The following is a 19,256-nucleotide window of genomic DNA, read 5'->3' as shown; positions in this document are numbered from 1 at the left end:
CTGTAGCCAATGGTTTCAGCCCGTTGGATTATCTGGCTTGCCGGGATGATTGCCCATTTGCTGCGCAGGCGGATCCTGCCAGCAGTCTTCCCGGGTGGCAGCATACTGCTGATTAAGCGGATACCAGATGCGGTTTTCCGCTTTGTTGCGCTCGCCCACCACCAAAAAATGCGCCTCTTCCTGCGTATTATTAATAAAGGTATGGCAAATTCCGGTTCCCGCTGGAAAAGCGACGGCGTCGCCGGGCTGGAGCCGCCAGAGTTCACCGTTAATCCACACGTCGGGCGTGCCCTGAATCACATAAGCGAACTCTTCTTCACTGCTTTCCGCGTGCGGATAGGACATGCGCCGCCCAGGAAGCAAACGCTCGTGGTGAATGCCGATGCGGGTCAGCCCCAGCCGGGCGCCAAGCGGAGAGCTAATCGTCATAAGCTCGGTGCTGTCGGGGTAATGGCCTTTATCCGGCTTTTCCAGCTCACGCCAGTGGCGAATAAACGCCGGCCGTTTTTTCTCACTCATGGTTCACTCCTTGCCGCCACCGACGTTACCGCCGATCGACGAATCTGCAGGGAAAAGAGGCGACCTGAAGCCCGTACTGGCTCAGGTATTAATCGTATCGTTGTTATTAATACCATCAGAGGCCACGACAGGCGCCGGGCGCAGATGGTTGCTGCAAGGTTGTTTAACAATCTATTAATATTGCATGTTCAAGGGGTAATTGGGAGCAACGCGTGCAGATTTATGATGTGTTTGGCCGCTATATCGGCGTGAAATCAACGCCCGATGGCTGGCAGGTTTTTCGGGTAGATATCAGCGAGCGTAAGTTTTCACGTTTATATGAAGTCGTCATCCCGGATGACGTTAGCGAAGATCAAATCGTCCGCTGGCTGGATGACATTTACCACGAGTCGGCAAGTGATAAGCATCCGCAGGTGAAGCGCATAGAATAAGGGGCGGAAAATTCCGCCCCTTGTAAAGGGAGATGAGGTTAATTGCCCTGCGGACGCAGCGCCGGGAACAGGATCACGTCGCGGATAGTATGGCTGTTGGTAAACAGCATCATCAGGCGATCGATACCAATACCGAGACCGGCCGTCGGCGGCATGCCGTGCTCCAGCGCAACAACGTAATCTTCATCATAGAACATCGCTTCATCGTCGCCGGCGTCCTTCGCGTTCACCTGCTGCTGGAAGCGCTCAGCCTGATCCTGCGCATCGTTCAGCTCGGAGAAGCCGTTACCGATTTCGCGCCCGCCAATGAAGAACTCAAAGCGATCGGTAATTTCCGGATTCACATCGTTACGACGCGCCAGAGGAGAAACCTCAGCGGGATATTCGGTAATAAAGGTCGGCTGAATCAGATGTGCTTCCGCCGTCTCTTCAAAAATTTCGGTCACGACCCGGCCCAGACCCCAGCTTTTTTCAACCTTGATGCCCAGCGTCTGCGCGATGGCAACGGCTTTATCAAAATTATCCAGATCGCTGAGTTCAGTTTCAGGGCGGTATTTTTTGATAGCTTCACGCATGGTCAGCTTCTCAAAAGGCTTGCCGAAGTCAAAGCGGTATTCGCCGTAAGGAACCTGAGTCGTGCCAAGTACGTCCTGCGCCAGGGTGCGGAACAGGCTTTCCGTCAGCTCAATCAGGTCTTTATAATCCGCATACGCCATGTAAAGTTCCATCATGGTGAATTCAGGATTATGGCGCGGCGAAATGCCTTCGTTACGGAAGTTACGGTTGATTTCAAACACCCGTTCAAAACCGCCGACCACCAAACGCTTCAGATAAAGTTCCGGCGCGATGCGCAGATACATATCAATATCCAGCGCATTATGGTGCGTAATGAAAGGACGCGCCGAAGCGCCGCCGGGGATCACCTGCATCATCGGCGTTTCCACTTCCATAAAGTCGCGGCCGACCATAAAGCTGCGGATTGCCGCCATGATTTTTGAACGTACCTGGAAGGTAGCGCGTGATTCATCGTTGGCAATCAGATCAAGATAACGCTGACGATAGCGCGTTTCCTGATCGGCCAGACCGTGGAACTTATCCGGCAGCGGGCGCAGCGCTTTGGTCAGCAGGCGCAGTTCGCTGCAGTGGATGGAAAGTTCGCCGGTTTTGGTTTTGAACAACTTGCCGCGCGCGCCGAGGATATCGCCGAGATCCCATTTTTTAAACTGCTCGTTGTATTCGCCTTCCGGCAGGTCGTCACGGGAAACATAAAGCTGAATCTGTCCGCCAACATCCTGCAGGGTAACGAAAGAAGCTTTCCCCATAATACGGCGGGTCATCATTCGTCCGGCTACGCTGACTTCAATGCCCTGCGCTTCCAGCTCTTCGTTCTGCTTATCATCCCAGGCGGCATGCAGCTTGTCGGAGGTGCTGTCGCGGCGGAAGTCATTGGGAAACGCGATGCCGCCTTCACGCAGCACGCTCAGCTTTTCACGACGCGCTTTCAGTTCATTGTTAAGATCGAGTGCGCCATCGGCACCCTGCGGTTGTTGTTCAGACATATCGGTTCCTTATAGCCCTGCTTTTAAGCTTGCTTCAATAAAACGATCCAGGTCGCCATCCAGCACGCTCTGGGTATTACGGGTCTCCACGCCGGTGCGCAGATCCTTTATACGGGAATCATCCAGCACGTATGAGCGGATCTGGCTACCCCAACCGATATCGGATTTGGTGTCTTCCAGCGCCTGCTTTTCCGCGTTCTTTTTCTGCATTTCAAGTTCATAAAGCTTTGCTTTCATCTGCTTCATCGCCTGATCTTTGTTCTTATGCTGAGAACGGTCATTCTGACACTGGGTAACCGTGCCGGTCGGAACGTGGGTGATACGCACGGCCGATTCGGTACGGTTTACGTGCTGACCGCCCGCGCCCGAAGCGCGATAAACGTCAATGCGCAGGTCGGCCGGGTTGATCTCAATATCAATGTCGTCATCCACTTCCGGGTAGATGAAAGCAGAGCTGAAGGAGGTATGGCGCCGACCGCCGGAATCGAACGGGCTCTTACGCACCAGACGATGGACCCCGGTTTCCGTTCGCAGCCAGCCAAAGGCATAGTCGCCCTGGATACGAATAGTGGCGGATTTTATTCCGGCAACTTCGCCTTCCGACTCTTCAATAACTTCCGTTTTAAAGCCTTTATCTTCCGCCCAGCGCAGATACATGCGCAGCAGCATATTGGCCCAGTCCTGCGCCTCAGTGCCGCCGGACCCCGCCTGGATGTCCAGATAGCAATCGGCGCTGTCGTATTCCCCGGAGAACATGCGGCGAAACTCAAGCTCACCCAGCTTCTTCTCAAGACCATCCAGTTCGGCAACCGCTTCGTTGAAGGTCTCTTCGTCTTCCGCTTCCACCGCCAGATCAAGCAGACCGGAGACGTCCTCCAGTCCTTGCTTCATCTGATCAAACGTTTCAACGATCACGTCCAGCGTCGAGCGCTCTTTGCCCAGCGCCTGCGCCCGTTCGGGTTCATTCCATACGTCGGGCTGTTCCAGCTCGGCGTTTACTTCTTCCAGACGCTCTTTCTTAGCATCGTAGTCAAAGATACCCCCTAAGAACGTCGGAGCGTTCAGTGAGGTCCTGGATGCGATATTTTACCGGATTGATTTCAAACATGACTTTGGGATCTTTTTTGATGGTCGATATGACAATGAAGTAACCTGTGATTTTACCCCAAAGTAGCGCAGGATTGTAGCGTTCTCATCGTTGCAAGATGGGCGATGAGGCTCCCTGACGCCAACGTTATCTTCCATCGATACTTAACCGGCGATAACACATCGAAACTGGAATTAATCGTGAACTCCGGTTCCACTGGGTAATAATATTATTCCTGTTTTTTCGCAAAGTCCTATTATTTTCATATCTAAACATTGGATTGGTAAATTCATCTGGCAACGCTATAGCGTTTACGATTAATGACATCACCAGATCGACCTGAACTATAAATAAACAAATAAATTCAATTAGTTAATTATAATTTAATCATAAAAAATAAAATGTTATTTAAATGATTATCATTTTAGTTGTTAGGGTAAATAATTGAATGAAGCATGGCGGTGAACGAGGGACATCATATTTAACAAGATGCCAACAAACAGCCGCTCACCTCACGCCGTCATAGGCCAATTATTTACGTTTTCGTTGATTATTTGTTGCTAGTAGCGGAAGGAGGACGGCATTCATCGTCGAATAACAGACCATCTGGCTGCCGCAGAAGGCAGAAACTATCTGCGGCAGTGACAGCTTACAGCGCCCAGAGATGCTCTACGATCAGTTGAAGATTGCGATTACCGCGAAACTCATTGATATCAAGCTTATAAGCCAGCTCAACCAGTTTGACGCTCGGGTCAGGCCAGCGTGTGATATCGACGTTAAACGCAATGGCATCCAATAAAGGACCGCCGCCAACGGGTTCAACCATTAGCTTGAGATGACGTTCCCCCACCAGGCGCTGCTGTAACAGTTTGAACTTGCCGTCAAATACCGGCTCCGGGAAAGCCTGTCCCCAGGGACCGCCTTCGCGCAGTAATTCTGCGGTTGCCAGCGTCATTTCCCGCGCGGATAACTCGCCATCGGACCAGATAACGCCCTGCAGCGCGGCCTCATCCAGCAGCTGATGCATCAGCGCAGAAAAATGCCGCCTGAAGTCGTCAAATTTAGCGGCTTCCAGCGACAGCCCGGCCGCCATCGCATGACCACCAAATTTCATGATCAGACCAGGATTCAGCGTGTCCAGCCGCTCCAGGGCATCACGCATGTGCAGCCCCTGAATGGAACGACCGGAGCCTTTTAACGTGCCATCGCCCGCAGGCGCAAAAGCGATCACCGGGCGGTGAAACCGCTCCTTCAGGCGCGAAGCCAGAATGCCGATTACGCCCTGGTGCCACTCCGGATGATAAATAGCCAGTCCGAGCGGCAACGCTTCGCTGCTGCGCTCAATGCTGTCGCACAGCGCCAGCGCTTCGGATTGCATCCCCTGCTCTATCTCTTTACGCGTCTGATTTAACGCATCCAGCTCGCCGGCCAGCATCCGCGCCTCAGCAAGGTCTTCCGTCAGCAACAGCGATACGCCAACGGACATGTCGTCGAGCCGCCCGGCGGCGTTCAGACGCGGACCTAAAGCAAAGCCCAGATCGCTGGCCACCAGCGAACGCATATCGCGCCGGGCGATCTCAAGGAGAGCCCGAATTCCCGGCCGACACTGCCCCGCACGTATCCGGCTCAGCCCCTGCCAGACCAGAATGCGATTATTGGCATCCAGCGGCACCACGTCAGCCACCGTGCCAAGCGCGACGAGATCAAGCAGCGCGGCCAGATTCGGCAGCTCGCTAACGCCGTCATCGCGCAGACGCGCACGCAAAGCCAGCATCAGATAAAAAGCGACTCCGACGCCCGCCAACGCACGCGATGGAAATTCACAGGCTTCAAGATTCGGATTAACAATGGCCGCCGCTGCCGGCAGGGTTTCACCGGGCAGATGGTGATCGGTTATCAGCACCGGGATGCCTTTCTGATTGGCGCAGTCAACGCCAGCATGGGAGGAAATGCCGTTATCTACCGTAACGATCAGTTCAGCGCCGCGGCTGGCGGCTTGCTCCACCACTTCCGGACTGAGACCATAGCCATCTTCAAAGCGATTGGGGACCAGAAACTGTACATTCCGGCCGCCCATACTGCGCAGCGCCAGTACGGTTAAAGCCGTGCTGGTCGCGCCGTCGGCGTCAAAATCACCCACAACCATGATGTTGAGATTATCCGCCAGAGCCTGCTGTAAAACAGCGCATGCGCGCTCAATGCCGTGCAGGCTGTGATACGGATGAAGAAATTTAACGCCGCGCTCCAGCTCCCTTAGCTGAGCAACGCCGCGCTGGGCATACAAACGATGAAGCAACGGAGAAAGTGACGTACTCTGCCAGCTGACCTCCGCCGCCTGACGACGGCGAAGTTGCGTAGTAAAACCCGTTGTCATTAGCGGCCGCTTTTCTGGCTGTCGAGGAAGGTTTTAAGTTCCTGCGGTCCCTGATAACCGGGGATCAGCGTGCCATTTTGCAGCAGGATGGCGGGCGTTCCCTGAATGCCATAAAGGATCCCCAGCTTGTACTGGCGGGCAAGGTCGAGATTACAGGAGGCCGCCTGCGGGGCGGTGCCTTTCATCGCCTCGTCAAAGGCTTTGTTACGATCGGCGGCGCACCAGATAGACGTCATCTGTTTTTCTACTTCGCCGCCAAGCCCTTCACGCGGGAAAGCCAGGTAGCGTACGGTAATACCCAGCGCGTTATAGTCGGCAATCTGCGAATGCATTTTGCGGCAATAGCCGCAGGTAATATCGGTAAACACCGTAATAACATGCTGCTCTTTCGGCGCCTTATAAACGATCATGTCTGCTTTCAGCGCATCCACTTTTTTATCAAGCAGCTGATTAGTGACGTTTACCGGCTGTGCGCCGCTGACATCATACAGCGGCCCCTGGATAAAATGCTTGCCGTCTTCGGAAACGTAGAGCACGCCGCTTTCCGACAGAACCGTTTTCATACCCGGCAGCGGCGAAGGTTGGATCTCAGTTTGCTTTAGTCCCAGCTTGCGCAGCGATTGCTGAATCGCTGTATCATCGGCGTGAGCTGCGCCGCCGGCCATTGCCAGCAAAAGAGAAAGCAGCAAATACGGTTTTTTCATGATAGTTCCTTTGTTTACATCCGTGTCGTTCTTCCGCGGCACTTCCGTACACGCTACGCTCGGGGATGATGCTGTTGATGTAACTGGCGCAGCCGCTCGGTCGCGACGTGCGTATAAATTTGCGTGGTTGACAGGTCACTGTGGCCTAACAACATCTGTACAACGCGTAAATCAGCCCCATGATTCAATAAATGCGTGGCAAAAGCATGGCGCAATACGTGCGGCGAAAGTTTCTCACCGTCAATGCCTGCCAGTGTGGCGTAATATTTGATTCGATGCCAGAAAGTTTGTCGCGTCATTTGCCGCGCGCGCTTACTGGGGAACAGCACGTCAAGCGTCTGTCCGTTAAGTAATAAAGGACGACCGTAGGCGATAAACTGCTCGATCCAGTACACCGCCTCTTCACCCAGCGGCACCAGACGTTCTTTATTGCCCTTACCGATGATGCGCACCACGCCCTGGCGTAAGCTAACGTCACTCAGCGTCAGCGCCACCAGTTCACTAACCCGCAGCCCCGTAGCGTAAAGCAATTCCAGCATGGCTTTATCCCGCTGTTCGATGGGATCGTCGCTGCCCGGCGCCTGCAGCAAGCGATCAACCTGTGCTTCGCTGAGATCCTTCGGTAACCGCTGCGGAAGCTTAGGCGATGACAGCAGCGCGCAGGGATCGTCGTCACGTATTTTTTCTCGCCACAGGTACTGAAACAAACGCCGCATGGCGCTCAGCTGGCGCGCAGAGCTGGTGGCTTTATAGCCCCCTTCCAGGCGTTCAGCGAGGAAGCTTTGCAGCGTCACGCTATCAACCCCGGTCAGGGTATGATTCTGATGGGCCAGCCAGTCGGTCAGCGTGCGCAGATCCTGGCGATAAGCGGCCAGCGTATTCTGCGCAAGGTTACGCTCAATCCACATCGCGTCGAGAAACTGTTCGGTTAACGCGCGATCGTCCATTTGCATTCCTCTACTTGGGTTGCCGAACACCATCACCATGGCGACATTCGTGCGCATTATGCCTCAGAAGCATGCAGTTCTGATACAATCGACGCAGGCGTATGATTTACAGAGTTGTTTTACCATGAAAATCGGTCTGTTTTACGGTTCCAGCACCTGTTACACCGAAATGGCGGCGGAAAAAATTCGCGAGATTATTGGCGAAGAGCTGGTGACGCTGCACAATCTGAAAGACGATTCCCCGGCCCTGATGGAGCAATACGATTTGCTGATTCTGGGGATCCCTACCTGGGATTTCGGCGAGTTACAGGAAGACTGGGAAGCTATCTGGACGGACATTCCGGCGCTTAACTTACAGGGCAAGGTCGTCGCACTTTACGGGATGGGCGACCAGCTGGGTTATAGCGAGTGGTTTCTCGACGCGCTCGGCATGCTGCACGATCTACTGATGCCGATGGGCGTCCAGTTTATCGGCTACTGGCCTAACGAAGGCTATGAGTTTATCAGCGCAAAACCCCTTACGCCGGATGGCAAGCAATTTGTCGGGCTGGCGCTGGACGATGTAAATCAGTATGACCTGAGTGACGAGCGACTGGCGAACTGGTGTGAACAAATTCTGACTGAAATGGCGGCAAAGCTGTAGTTTAGTCCGTCGCGACTGGATTAAGCAGCTGCAGTCGCAGCCGTCGCCAGTCGCGCGTGGACATACTGTCCCGCATCAGCCAGAGATTTTCACGGCCGCCGCTAACGCCGCGCAGCGTCAGCAGAATCGCCTGCTGACCTATCCAGGGGCGACGCACAATGCTCCACTGCCGATTACGCCAGTGTAGCTGCCTGCCCGGCAGCAGCGCGATTGCGCCTTCCCGACTGCTTATGCGACGCTGGCTGCGAATGGACTCCAGTACCACCAGAATAAGCAGAACGACCCACACTAAAGTATAATTTGTCGGCCAGGGCGCCAGCAGCAGCGCCAGCATCACTATACCGTGCAGCACCAGTGACAGCCACTGCGCGCGCCAGGAAACATAGAGTTCAGATTGCCACAGGGCCACGTTGCTGATTTCGCTCCTGAATCAGACTGACAATACGTTTAAGCCCGGAATCATCAGGTTCGCCGTGATTCATCAGCCAGTTAAAAAGATCCGGGTCCGGATGCTCCAGCAGCCGGATAAACAGCTGCTTGTCACCGTCACTCAGACTGTCATATTCATAACGGAAGAAAGGCATAATGGATATATCCAGCTCCAGCATGCCGCGACGACATGCCCAGTGAATACGTGCTTTATCATTAATATCCATAAACCCGCGGGCTCCTTCTGTACAAAATGATTGCCTAGTGTAGCGCTTTTTTATCCGCGCCATGAAGGACAAATCCTCGCTTTGCGCAGCTGGCCGCAAAGCCACAAAAATTTAGCGGTCATCACGCGATTTGTGCCACTAAGCAGGGAAACTGGTTGCAAAGGCAGTCAGCTATTTTACCATTAAAACAGATCTTACTCGTTTCTGACTGATTCAGGATAACACCATGACCCGTTTCGCTTTCCCTCCCCGTCAGCCGGTGGCCTCAGCACGGTTACCCCTTACGCTCATTTCTCTGGAAGAGTGGGCGCTGGTTAACGTCAGCGGGCCGGACGCCGTCAGCTATCTGCAAGGTCAGCTGACGCTGGACGTTGCCGCGCTGCAAAACAATCAGCACCGTCCGGTCGCCCACTGCGATGCCAAAGGCAAAATGTGGAGCAATCTGCGTCTGTTCTGGCGTGGCGAGCATCTCGCTTACCTGGTGCGTCGCAGCATCGAGGAAAAGCAGATAGCCGAACTGAAAAAATATGCGATTTTCGCCAAGCTGACTATCGCCTCCGATGACGACGCCGTGGTACTTGGCATCGCCGGCTTCGGCGCCCGCGCAGCGTTAAGCAACCTGTTCACCTCTGTGCCAGACGCGGAAAACCAGGTGGTCACCGAAGATGAAACCACGCTGCTATTCTTCAGCCAGCCGGATGAGCGCTTTCTGCTGGTTCTGCCGGCGCAAAAAGTCGGCGAGCTGCAGGAAAAGCTGGGCAAAGAGATTCAGCTGAATAACAGCCCGCAGTGGCTGGCGCTGGATATAGAAGCCGGCATACCCGTGCTCGATAGCGCGGCCAGCGAGCAGTTTATTCCGCAGGCAGTTAATCTTCAGGCGCTGGATGCCATCAGCTTTAAAAAAGGCTGCTATACCGGTCAGGAAATGGTGGCGCGGGCGAAGTATCGTGGCGCCAATAAGCGGGCGCTTTACTGGCTGGCGGGTCAGGCCGGTCGGGTTCCACAAGGCGGCGATGCGCTGGAGATGCAGATGGGCGAAAACTGGCGCCGCACCGGCACCATTCTCAGCGCAGCGCAGCTCGATGACGGACAGCTCTGGCTGCAGGCGGTGCTAAACAATGATTTAGACGCCGATACCGTGCTGCGCGTGCAGGGCGATGAGGGCGGCAAGCTGCGTATCCAGCCCCTGCCTTACAGCCTGACAGAAGAGAGTTGATATAGCGGGGGATGCAAATCCCCCGTTTTATTTGACGTACAGATAGATAGCAAAGAAGTGGCTGGCGCTGCCACCCAGTACAAAAGCGTGCCAGATGGCATGGTTATAAGGTATGCGCTCAATCGCGTAGAAAATTACCCCCAGCGAATAAATCACCCCGCCGATAGCCAGCAGCCATACGCTCCAGGGCGACAGCTTCATTGCCAGCTGATACACCATTATCAGCGATAGCCAGCCCATTGCCAGATAGGTTATTAACGATAGCGCCTTAAAGCGATGGGCAAATACCATTTTAAAAATCACCCCCATCAGCGCCAGCAGCCAGACCACGACCAGCAGGACATGCGCCAGCGTTGATTTAAGGCCAACCAGTAAAAATGGGGTGTAGGTACCGGCAATTAGCAGGTAAATGGCGCAGTGGTCTACCTTTTTCAGCCAGCGTTTCGCTCGCTCATAGGGAACGGCGTGGTAAAGGGTTGATGCCAGAAACAGCAAAATAATGCTGCCGCCATACAGCGAATAGCTGACGATGGCCGTGGTACCAGCCTTAAGCTCCACCGCCTGCATCAGCATCAGTACCAGCCCAATAATTCCCAGCACGCAGCCAATACCATGGCTAATGCTATTGGCAAGCTCTTCGGCCAGTGAATATCCCTTTTCCAGTGCAGAACTCTCGGCCATCCGCATATTCTCCGCTCAAATATATTGCTTCACCTACCTTTCGTCCGCGGCTGGCGAAAAACCCCGGGCGCTCAAAACGAAACCAGCTTACCTGAGTGCCATTTGAGTGTACAAGTGTACGCTAAAAAATAAACTGTAAGTTTTTGATGTCATCAACTGCGAAGAGAGAGGATGCATGCCACGCGCAGCAAGCCGGACTAATGTGCGACAAGCTGGCACGGTTTTATTGCACGCTGATGACAATCAGCGTGCATTTGTGCCGGGGATGGTGCGTTTTCGGTCTGCTATCGCAGGCTGCAAGAGGCGCGTTGAGCAAAGCCGGCAGATCTTTTAGCGCCCGCCTGCGGCGTCAATGATGCTGCCGGTCACATAGGATGCCTCATCGCTTAATAGCCAGGCAATGATGCGAGCGATCTCTTCCGGCTGGCCACCGCGCTGCATGGGAATCGCAGGCGCAATGCGATCGACGCGTCCGGCTTCGCCGCCGTCGGCGTGCATTTCAGTATAGATAAAGCCCGGCCTGACGCCGTTAACCCGGATCCCCTGAGCAGCCACCTCCAGCGACAGGCCTTTGGTGAGAGTATCCATGGCGCCCTTTGATGCCGCATAGTCGACATATTCGCCGGGGGCGCCGACGCGTGAGGCTGCTGAGGAAACGTTAACAATGGCCCCACCCTGACCGCCGCAATGGGTGCCCATGCGCTTTATCGCTTCACGACAGCAAAGGAAGGTACCCGTGACGTTGGTGGCAAAAGTACGGTTGATACGCGCAGCATCCAGCGTTTCAACGCGTCCCTGGCGAAATAAAATACCCGCATTATTCACCAGACCGGTGAGACGCGCGCCGCGCTGATCCAGTACGGCAAACATGTGCTCAACCTGCGCTTCCTCACTGATATCAGCCGCAACGGAAAACGCCTTACCGCCAGCGGCCGTAATGGCATCCACCACCTGTTCGGCGGCATCGGCGCGCTGCCGATAGTTAACTGCAATCTGGTGACCGCCAGCCGCCAGCAGCAGCGCCGTCGCCCGTCCGATGCCACGGCTGGCGCCGGTAATAAGAATGGTATCCATCGTGGTTCCGCTTAACATTTTGACAACAATGCCCAGCATATCGTCGGCCAGCAAAATAATCTACGGCCAGCCCGGGACATAAAAAAGCCCGGATAAACCGGGCTGAAAATTAAAATCCTGTTTACTGATAATCGCTCATCGGCACGCAGGAGCAGAACAGATTACGGTCGCCGAACACATCGTCGAGACGCTTCACCGCTGGCCAGTATTTATTCTCACTGCTCACCGGGAAAACGGCCAGCTCGCGGCTGTAAGGATGCGCCCATTCGCTAACCATCTCCAGCTGGGTATGAGGCGCATTAACCAGAGGGTTATCCTCAAGTGGCCACTCGCCGGCCTCTACGCGGTCAATCTCCATGCGAATTGCCAGCATGGCGTCGACAAAGCGATCCAGCTCAATTTTACTTTCAGACTCGGTTGGCTCAACCATTAAGGTGCCGGCAACCGGGAAAGACATCGTCGGCGCATGGAAACCATAGTCGATAAGGCGTTTAGCAATATCCAGTTCGCTGATACCGGTGCGCTCTTTCAGCGGGCGAATATCGAGAATACATTCATGGGCTACGCGACCATCGCGGCCGGTATACAGCACCGGATACGCGGAGGCGAGGCGCGTTGCAATATAGTTAGCATTCAGTATCGCCACCTGGCTGGCCTGCTTGAGCCCTCCGGCGCCCATCATGCGGATATACATCCAGCTAATTGGCAGGATAGAGGCGCTGCCGAACGGCGCCGCGGATACGGCCCCCTGCTGGGTCAGCACGCCGTCAATTTGCACCACGCTGTGACCAGGCACAAAAGGCGCCAGATGCGCTTTCACCCCGATCGGTCCCATACCGGGGCCGCCGCCGCCGTGCGGAATGCAGAAAGTTTTGTGCAGATTCAGGTGCGAAACGTCGGCGCCAATGTAGCCAGGCGTGGTAATACCCACCTGCGCGTTCATGTTGGCGCCGTCAAGATAGACCTGGCCGCCGTACTGATGAACGATCTGGCACACCTCGCGGATCGTCTCTTCATATACGCCGTGGGTAGAGGGGTAGGTCACCATAATGCAGGAGAGGGCGTCGCCAGCGGCTTCTGATTTTGTGCGCAGGTCGTGCAAATCGATATTGCCCTGTTTATCACAGGCCACCACCACCACGCCCATGCCGGCCATCTGTGCCGATGCCGGGTTAGTACCATGAGCGGAACTTGGGATCAGGCAGATATGACGCTGGCCTTCGTTACGACTTTCATGATAGCGACGGATTGCCAGCAGTCCGGCATATTCGCCCTGCGCGCCGGAGTTTGGCTGCATGCAGAGCGCATCGTAGCCGGTTAGCTGCACCAGCCACTGTGATAGCTGACCAATCATCTGCAGGTAGCCCGCCGCCTGATTCGCCGGACAGAACGGATGCAGATCGGCGAATTCCGGCCAGGTAATCGGGATCATTTCCGCCGCCGCATTAAGCTTCATCGTGCAGGAGCCAAGCGGGATCATCGCCTGGTTCAGAGCCAGGTCCTTTTTCTCAAGGCTATGCATATAACGCATCATCTCAGTTTCGCTGTGATGACGGTTAAATACCGGATGGGTCAGTATGTCATCCTGACGCAGCAGCTCAGCGGAAATCGACGGGGTTGCTTTCAGCAAGGCACCGTCAAGGGTATCAATATTAAGACCGTGGTCATCACCCAGCAAAATAGCCAGCAGCGTAGTGACATCTTCGCGGGTGGTGGTTTCATCAAGGGTAATTGCCACCGCATTCAGAACATCGGTACGCAGATTCACACCGAAGCTGAGCGCGCGGTCCAGCACCGCGGCCTTATCGGCCACCTCGACGGTAAGCGTGTCAAACCAGCAGGAGTGGCGGAGCGTCATACCGGACTGCGTCAGACCTGCCGCCAGAATATCGGCCAGGCGATGGATGCGTGTAGCAATGCGCTTCAGGCCAGCCGGTCCATGATAGACCGCGTACAATCCGGCGATATTAGCCAGCAGCACCTGAGATGTACAAATATTGGAGTTAGCTTTTTCACGACGAATATGCTGCTCGCGCGTTTGCATTGCCATACGCAGCGCGGTATTGCCTGCGGCATCGCGGGAAACGCCAATAATACGTCCCGGCATCGAACGCTTATGCTCATCGCGCGCGGCGAAGAAAGCGGCATGCGGACCGCCATAGCCCATAGGAACGCCGAAGCGTTGGGCGGAGCCAAAAACGATGTCAGCGCCCTGCTTGCCCGGTGCATCCAGCATTACCAGCGCCATAAAGTCAGCGGCGACGCTGACTATCACTTTACGCGCCTTAATATCAGCAATCAGCGCGCGATAATCATGTACTTCGCCAGTGGTGCCTACCTGCTGCAGCAGCACGCCGAACAGATCCTGATGGTCCAGCGCTTTATCCGCTTTATCCACCAAAATCTCAAAGCCGAAGGTTTCGGCACGGGTGCGCATCACGTCCAGCGTCTGAGGGTGAACATCATCGGCAATAAAAAACTTATTGGCCCCTTTCAGCTTGCTGATGCGTTTAGCCATCGCCATCGCTTCCGCAGCGGCGGTAGCCTCATCCAGCAATGAAGCCGAGGCTACGTCAAGGCCGGTCAGATCGATAGTTACCTGCTGAAAGTTAAGCAGCGCCTCAAGACGGCCCTGGGAAACCTCTGGCTGGTAAGGGGTATAAGCGGTATACCAGCCGGGATTTTCCAGCATATTACGCAGGATAACCGGCGGCGTCAGGACCGGGGTATATCCCATGCCGATATAGGATTTGTAACGCTGATTCTGACTGGCGATCGCCTTCAGCTCGGCCAGCGCCTGATGTTCGGTCAGCGCGTCGCCGATGGCAGGCGGCGCCGGAAGCTGAATATCCGCAGGCACAATGCTGGCGGTCAGTTCATCAAGGGAGCGGGCTCCTGTGGCCTGCAACATTGCCTCCTGCTGTTCGGCAGAAGGACCAATGTGGCGCTCAATAAAGGCACCGTTATGTTCAAGCTGGCTGAGTGTCTGAGTCATTAGCGGTCAATCCTGATACGGGCGTGAGTCTAAAGGTCGGTCTGTAGGTACGCCGGGCACTCGCGCCCGGCGTGGCAACACATTACTCTTCGATGGAAGCTTTATACGCATCCGCGTCCAGCAGCGAATCCAGCTCGCTTTCATCGCTGGCTTTGATTTTGAACAGCCATCCGCCGGCGTATGGGGCGCTGTTAACCAGCTCGGGCTCGGCTTCAAGCGCGCTGTTAACCTCGACAATTTCACCGCCGATCGGCGCGTAAATATCGGACGCGGCCTTTACCGACTCGGCAACGGCACAATCATCGCCTGCGCTGAAGGTGGCGCCGATTTCCGGCAGGTCAACAAACACCATATCGCCCAATAGCTCCTGGGCGTGCTCGGTAATACCGACGGTGAAAGTGCCATCGGCTTCTTTACGGACCCACTCATGGCTTTCACGATATTTCAGTTCATTTGGTACATTGCTCATTGCCTGGCTTCTCCTAAAAATAAAATTACTGGGCGACCGGCTTACCGGCACGAACAAAAACGGGTTTAGTCACTTTTACCGGCATCTCACGGTTGCGGATCTGAACGATGGCCTGTTCGCCAATGCCAGCCGGGACGCGCGCCAGTGCAATGCTGCAACCGAGCGTTGGTGAAAATGAACCGCTGGTAATCACACCTTCTGCTGCGCTGCCATCACTGGCGGTAAAACGCACCGGCAGCTCGTTACGCAGTACGCCTTTCTCCGTCATGATTAAACCGACCAGCTGCTCGGTTCCCTGCTCGCGCTGAGCTTCCAGCGCGGCGCGGCCAATAAAATCGCGTGATTCCGGCTGCCAGGCGATGGTCCAGCCCATATTGGCCGCCAGCGGTGAAACGCGCTCGTCCATTTCCTGGCCGTAAAGGTTCATCCCGGCTTCCAGACGCAGCGTATCACGGGCGCCGAGGCCGGCAGGCTTCACGCCGGCGGCTACCAGCTGCTGCCAGAATGCCGCCGCCTGCTGCTGCGGCAACGCGATCTCATAGCCAGCCTCACCGGTATAGCCGGTCGTGGCAATAAACAGATCGCCGGCCTGTACACCGAAGAAAGGCTTCATATCGGCGACCGCTTCACGCTGGGCATCGCTCAATAAGCTCCGCGCTTTTTGCTGGGCGTTGGGGCCCTGTACGGCGATCAGCGCCAGGTCATCACGTTCGGTCAGAGTAACGCCATAGCCTTCAGCATGACCGCGAATCCAGGCGAGATCTTTTTCCCGCGTGGCCGAGTTCACCACCAGTCGGAAATAATCCTCGGTCATAAAGTAAACGATCAGATCGTCGATGACGCCGCCCGAGGCGTTCAGCATGGCGGTGTAAAGCGCTTTACCCGGCTGGGTCAGCTTTGCCACGTCGTTAGCCAGCAGATAGCGCAGGAATTCACGGGTGCGCGCACCGTGCAGATCAACAATCGTCATGTGGGAAACATCAAACATGCCAGCGTCACTACGCACGGCATGGTGCTCATCCATCTGCGAACCATAGTGCAGCGGCATCATCCAACCATGAAAGTCCACCATGCGGGCGCCGCACGTCTGATGCTGTTCGAACAGGGGGGTATGCTGAGTCATCGTTATTTCCATTAGCCAAGATATTTTCAGCCCGGTTTGCGCTACGCAAACGTTACCTTTTCTCTGAAGTTACCATCGTTCGCGGCGGATAACCATAAGGTATACGAGGGCGAAGCCGGCTGACCAGGCCATCCCAGAGCCGCTATTCTCCAGGGTTTTTCACTGGATTACTGTGTTATTACGCACAAATGGCATGGTTTATGGCTCTGATTGCAGACCATTATTAAAGATAACGGCGTTTATAGCTGAAAAATAACTTCATAAAGTTGGCGTTCGCATTAAAAAATATAATGCGAATGGGCGGGTAAGATTAGATTATTTCAAATGAGTATGACAAACGAAGGTGTAAAAAAGGCCTGCATTGCAGGCCCTGAGGTAAGCGTTCTGCACCTAGCGCAGCCATTCAGGCAGATCGTGCAATCCCATGGCCTGTTTAACTAACTGCGGCTTTACGCCCGGCAGCCTGTCAGCCAGCGTCAGGCCGATATCGCGCAGCAGTTTCTTTGCCGGATTTTCGCCGGCAAACAGCTCGCGAAAGCCCTGCATGCTTGCCAGCATTAGCGCCGCGCTATGTTTGCGACTGCGCTCATAGCGGCGCAGATAAAGATGCTGGCCGATATCCTTGCCAGCGCGCTGTAAGCGGCGCAATTCGCCGATAAGCCCGGCGGCGTCCATAAATCCAAGATTCACCCCCTGCCCCGCCAGCGGATGGATGGTATGAGCCGCATCGCCGACTAATGCCAGCCGGTGGCAGGCAAAGCTGCGGGCGAAACGTCCCATCAGCGGGAAAACCTGACGCTCACTCTCCAGCGCACAGAGGCCGAGACGCGCATCCAGGGTAACCGTTAGCTGCTGATTAAACAGCGCCGCCGGCATCGCCTGCAGCCGGGCAGCCTCCTGCGGCGGCAATGACCAGACGATAGAACAAAGATGCGCATCGCTGAGGGGCAGAAACGCCAGAATACCCTCACCATGAAACACCTGACGGGCAACGGACTGGTGCGGCTCGTCAGTGCGGATGGTAGCAACCAACGCATGATGCTCGTAATCCCAGAATGAAAGCGGGATATCCGCCTTATCGCGCAGCCAGGAGTGAGCGCCGTCGGCCGCAACCATCAGACGGGCAGTCATCATGCTGCCATCCTGCAAGGTAATAAAAGCTTCGTTATCGCCAAACGCCACCTGCTGCAGGCTGGCGTTCGCTATTAGGGTCACGTCGCTCAGCTGGTCGGCGCGCTGCCACAGAGCATGGTGGATAACCTGGTTTTCAATAATGTGCCCGAGGTGGCTGATCCCCTGGTTGTCATCGTCAAAAGCAATATGCCCGAAGCTGTCTTTATCCCAGACATCCATACCATGGTAAGGCGCCGCACGCTGCGCGATGGCATCCCAGGCGCCCAGATGCTGCAGCAAACGCTCGCTGGCAGCATTAATTGCCGATACGCGCAGCTGCGGAGTCGGGTCGGTAAGCGGCGCAGGCGCCTCATCACGCTCCAGAACCGCAACCTGAAGACCGCAGCCCTGCAGACCGCAGGCAACCGCCAGCCCGACCATACCCCCGCCGGCGATGACAACATCATAAGATTGCATAGTCTCTCCTTAACGCGAAACCCAACCCAGCGTCCGATCGGCCAGCCGGCGACGTAGCAGGGGAAAATGATCCATCGCCAGCAGGCCAAGATTACGGCCCGCCACCAGCGGCAGATGATGATTGGCAAAAATACGCACCAGTCCGTCAGTAAGACTGATAGTTGCATCAGCATCAGACTGACGCCGCTGCTGGTAGCGCTGCAGCACAGCATAGCCACCGGGATCTTCACCGGCTCGCCAGGCGACGGTGAGCGTTTCCGCCAGCGACATAACGTCACGCAGTCCGAGATTAAAACCTTGCCCGGCGATCGGATGCAGCGTTTGCGCTGCGTTGCCCACCAACGCCAGACGATGCGCGATGCGCTGCGAAGCGCACTGTAACGCCAGGGGATAACTGGCGCGCTGACCAACGGCGGTAAAGGCGCCCAGTCGCCAGCCAAAGGCCTGTTGCAACCGGCGTAAAAAGGTGGCGTCGCTCCAGGCATCCACCTGCCCGCGGTGGGACAGCGGATGGCACCACACCAGCGAACTGCGTCCTTCTGACATGGGTAGCAGCGCCAGCGGTCCATATTCGGTGAAGCGCTCAAAAGCCCGCCCGCGATGCGGTTCGGAGCTGGTAACGTTGGCAATAACGGCCACCTGATTGTAAGGTTCCTGCTGCCAGCTCAGGCCGCAGGCCTCCGCAACGCCGGAACGACTTCCATCTGCCGCGATCAACAGCGAGCCGCTGACAACCGCACCACTGTCCAGCGTGACCGTTACCTGTCCGGCGTCACGTTCAACTTGTGCGACGCGATCCGGGCAAAGCAGTGATACGCCTGGCGCACGGCGCAACAGGCCAAACAGCCGCTGCCCGACGTCGTGCAGTTCCACGACCTGCCCCAATGCGCTGATAGCATACTCCTGCGCGTCGAGCGTCACGAAACCGGCATGGCCGCGATCGCTGACCTGCACTTCACGGATAGCGGTTGCCGCCGTCTGCAGATGCGACCAGATATTCAGCGCCATCAATTGCTGGCAGGTTCCTTCCGCCAGCGCAATAGCGCGGCCATCGTAGCCTGGATGGCGCTGCGAGTCCGGCTCACTGGCTTCAATAAGCGTAACGGGCAGCCTTCCCTGCGAAAGATGAGAAAGCGCCAGCGCCAGCGTGGCGCCGGTCATACCGCCTCCGGCGATTATTACCCGCAT

General features: G+C 55.7%; 18 protein-coding genes. 3 read left to right on the top strand and 15 right to left on the bottom strand.

Features of this window, described 5'->3' with window-relative positions; all coding sequences use genetic code 11:
• Positions 1 to 15 precede the first annotated feature (15 nt).
• Complete coding sequence (locus BTJ39_RS12865; protein WP_078003104.1) at positions 16 to 519, bottom strand: cupin domain-containing protein; 504 nt, start codon at positions 517 to 519, stop codon at positions 16 to 18.
• Positions 520 to 731: 212 nt separating this feature from the next.
• On the opposite strand from BTJ39_RS12865, the gene BTJ39_RS12860 reads away from it, so the two are divergent.
• Positions 732 to 950, top strand: coding sequence for a DUF7661 family protein (locus BTJ39_RS12860; RefSeq protein WP_078003103.1), 219 nt, complete (start codon positions 732 to 734; stop codon positions 948 to 950).
• A 38-nt stretch (positions 951 to 988) separates the two neighbouring features.
• On the opposite strand, the gene lysS is transcribed toward BTJ39_RS12860, so the two are convergent.
• From lysS to xerD, 5 genes are all read right to left on the bottom strand, one after another.
• Entirely contained in the window at positions 989 to 2,509 is a 1,521-nt protein-coding gene (gene lysS / locus BTJ39_RS12855) for a lysine--tRNA ligase (protein ID WP_078003102.1), read from the bottom strand.
• A 9-nt stretch (positions 2,510 to 2,518) separates the two neighbouring features.
• A protein-coding gene (prfB, locus tag BTJ39_RS12850) for a peptide chain release factor 2 (RefSeq protein ID WP_096777732.1) occupies positions 2,519 to 3,617 on the bottom strand; the annotation gives its coding sequence in 2 pieces (ribosomal slippage) (positions 2,519 to 3,541 and positions 3,543 to 3,617; 1,098 coding nt in all).
• A gap of 628 nt (positions 3,618 to 4,245) precedes the next feature.
• Entirely contained in the window at positions 4,246 to 5,970 is a 1,725-nt protein-coding gene (gene recJ / locus BTJ39_RS12845) for a single-stranded-DNA-specific exonuclease RecJ (RefSeq protein WP_078003101.1), read from the bottom strand.
• A complete protein-coding gene (gene dsbC / locus BTJ39_RS12840) occupies positions 5,970 to 6,674 on the bottom strand; it encodes a bifunctional protein-disulfide isomerase/oxidoreductase DsbC (RefSeq protein WP_078003100.1) in 705 nt (234 codons plus the stop codon). The genes recJ and dsbC overlap by 1 nt, the downstream gene beginning before the upstream one ends.
• A 53-nt stretch (positions 6,675 to 6,727) precedes the next feature.
• Complete coding sequence (gene xerD, locus BTJ39_RS12835; protein WP_078003099.1) at positions 6,728 to 7,621, bottom strand: site-specific tyrosine recombinase XerD; 894 nt, start codon at positions 7,619 to 7,621, stop codon at positions 6,728 to 6,730.
• Between the two features lie 124 nt (positions 7,622 to 7,745).
• On the opposite strand from xerD, the gene fldB reads away from it, so the two are divergent.
• On the top strand, positions 7,746 to 8,264 hold the full coding sequence (gene fldB / locus BTJ39_RS12830) for a flavodoxin FldB (protein WP_078003098.1): 519 nt from the start codon (positions 7,746 to 7,748) through the stop codon (positions 8,262 to 8,264).
• Between the two features lies 1 nt (position 8,265).
• Here fldB and BTJ39_RS12825 read toward each other — a convergent pair whose 3' ends face one another.
• Entirely contained in the window at positions 8,266 to 8,673 is a 408-nt protein-coding gene (locus BTJ39_RS12825) for a protein YgfX (RefSeq protein WP_078003097.1), read from the bottom strand.
• Complete coding sequence (sdhE, locus tag BTJ39_RS12820) at positions 8,654 to 8,920, bottom strand: FAD assembly factor SdhE (RefSeq protein WP_078003096.1); 267 nt, start codon at positions 8,918 to 8,920, stop codon at positions 8,654 to 8,656. The genes BTJ39_RS12825 and sdhE overlap by 20 nt, the downstream gene beginning before the upstream one ends.
• Before the next feature lie 226 nt (positions 8,921 to 9,146).
• Here sdhE and ygfZ point away from each other — a divergent pair, with 226 nt between their 5' ends.
• Entirely contained in the window at positions 9,147 to 10,136 is a 990-nt protein-coding gene (ygfZ, locus tag BTJ39_RS12815) for a tRNA-modifying protein YgfZ (protein ID WP_078003095.1), read from the top strand.
• Between the two features lie 27 nt (positions 10,137 to 10,163).
• Here the strand turns inward: ygfZ and trhA are convergent, their stop codons facing one another.
• From trhA to ubiH, 7 genes are all read right to left on the bottom strand, one after another.
• The gene (trhA, locus tag BTJ39_RS12810; RefSeq protein ID WP_078003094.1) at positions 10,164 to 10,817 is read right to left on the bottom strand and encodes a PAQR family membrane homeostasis protein TrhA; all 654 of its coding nucleotides are present in this window, start codon (positions 10,815 to 10,817) and stop codon (positions 10,164 to 10,166) included.
• A 330-nt stretch (positions 10,818 to 11,147) separates the two neighbouring features.
• Positions 11,148 to 11,891 (bottom strand): SDR family oxidoreductase, encoded by a 744-nt coding sequence (locus BTJ39_RS12805; protein WP_078003213.1) that lies wholly within the window; start codon positions 11,889 to 11,891, stop codon positions 11,148 to 11,150.
• Positions 11,892 to 12,012: 121 nt separating this feature from the next.
• Positions 12,013 to 14,886: an aminomethyl-transferring glycine dehydrogenase gene (gcvP, locus tag BTJ39_RS12800; protein WP_078003093.1), complete on the bottom strand. Its 2,874-nt coding sequence runs from the start codon at positions 14,884 to 14,886 to the stop codon at positions 12,013 to 12,015.
• A gap of 82 nt (positions 14,887 to 14,968) precedes the next feature.
• Positions 14,969 to 15,355, bottom strand: a complete 387-nt coding sequence (gene gcvH / locus BTJ39_RS12795; RefSeq protein ID WP_078003092.1) for a glycine cleavage system protein GcvH — start codon at positions 15,353 to 15,355, stop codon at positions 14,969 to 14,971.
• Between the two features lie 25 nt (positions 15,356 to 15,380).
• Positions 15,381 to 16,478: a glycine cleavage system aminomethyltransferase GcvT gene (gene gcvT / locus BTJ39_RS12790; protein WP_078003091.1), complete on the bottom strand. Its 1,098-nt coding sequence runs from the start codon at positions 16,476 to 16,478 to the stop codon at positions 15,381 to 15,383.
• Between the two features lie 390 nt (positions 16,479 to 16,868).
• On the bottom strand, positions 16,869 to 18,068 hold the full coding sequence (gene ubiI, locus BTJ39_RS12785) for an FAD-dependent 2-octaprenylphenol hydroxylase (protein ID WP_078003090.1): 1,200 nt from the start codon (positions 18,066 to 18,068) through the stop codon (positions 16,869 to 16,871).
• A 9-nt stretch (positions 18,069 to 18,077) separates the two neighbouring features.
• Complete coding sequence (gene ubiH, locus BTJ39_RS12780; protein ID WP_078003089.1) at positions 18,078 to 19,256, bottom strand: 2-octaprenyl-6-methoxyphenyl hydroxylase; 1,179 nt, start codon at positions 19,254 to 19,256, stop codon at positions 18,078 to 18,080.

Origin of the sequence: Izhakiella australiensis (assembly GCF_002006995.1) — a bacterium.
Taxonomy (GTDB): Bacteria; Pseudomonadota; Gammaproteobacteria; order Enterobacterales; family Enterobacteriaceae; genus Izhakiella; species Izhakiella australiensis.
This window is presented reverse-complemented; position numbering and strand designations above follow the sequence as displayed.